Here is a 1025-nt window from a genome sequence, read left to right on the forward strand (position 1 = left end):
ATAAATAGTGACGCGCCTACATCAATGGCCATTTGGTTCAGCCTACTCTCCAAATGCTTAGCCTGAGGTATTTTTGCTATACCTTTAAGTATTTCAATAGTACGAATGTCATCAACTTTTGAAATACACTGCAATAAATAGCTACGCGCATATTCCGCATCATCTCTCATATCGGGTCTATAACTTCCCCCTTCCCTTACATGGTCATCCTTTGGATCTACAACCTCATAGCAGCGATTCAATAAACTATTAAGGATTTCAAGCCTCAAATGTTCTTCTATATCTTCAAAAGTAGGGGGTAAGCTATGATGGCGATCACCAAAGACATTAGCGAATAAAGATATTCCTTTTTGAGTAAGCTCATCCGTCGATAAGTCATCTGTGAGCCTGATAATCAATTCACTGGCCCCGATGATATCCAAATGCGCAAATAGTTTTACCCATTCGATCAAATCGGCATTATCAATTTTTCTATTTTTTAAGTGCTCTTCCAATAAACTTGCAAAAATATCCATTGAGTCACCAACAGTCACCGTTGATGCTAACTGGAAAATATACTTAATATCGGTATTCGGGCCCTCAGATAAAATAGCTCTGATATCCTCGATTCGATTTAAAGCGGCTTCAATGAGAGTTTTTTTGATCAACTCAGATTGGGAGTAAGTCATTCTAGAAAATAGAGGGGCACTTTTTATCTGTGAGAACCCATCTATTTGTGACATAACTTCTTTAGTTAGAGCTTCCTTTACTGCGCCAGGTTGAGCAGCTATCAATTTAGGTAAATAGTCTGCAAAGCCGTTCAATTCGAGTAGTGAAATGCGAACAGCTTTCACAGCCTCATCATGTGATAATTGGTTTTCCCAACCTTCCGTTTCAGCTGAGCACTTAACAGCAGATAATGACATTAAGCTTATATGTGAGTATGTGTTTTTTTCTTCTACTGGCTTTTCACTGAATAGCTTTATGTCAGTGTTTTTCCAATACTGAGATAGCTTAATCCTTATCGCATCTAAAAAATCTTTTGA

At 37.9% G+C, this 1025-nt stretch carries 1 protein-coding gene; it reads right to left on the reverse strand.

Going from position 1 to position 1025, the window contains the following annotated elements:
* Positions 1-1025, reverse strand: a 1025-nt coding sequence (locus HUS62_RS22330; protein WP_220095106.1) for a hypothetical protein, incomplete at both ends; no start/stop codon positions are given.

Source organism: Pseudoalteromonas sp. 0303 (assembly GCF_013349995.1).
GTDB lineage: Bacteria > Pseudomonadota > Gammaproteobacteria > Enterobacterales > Alteromonadaceae > Pseudoalteromonas.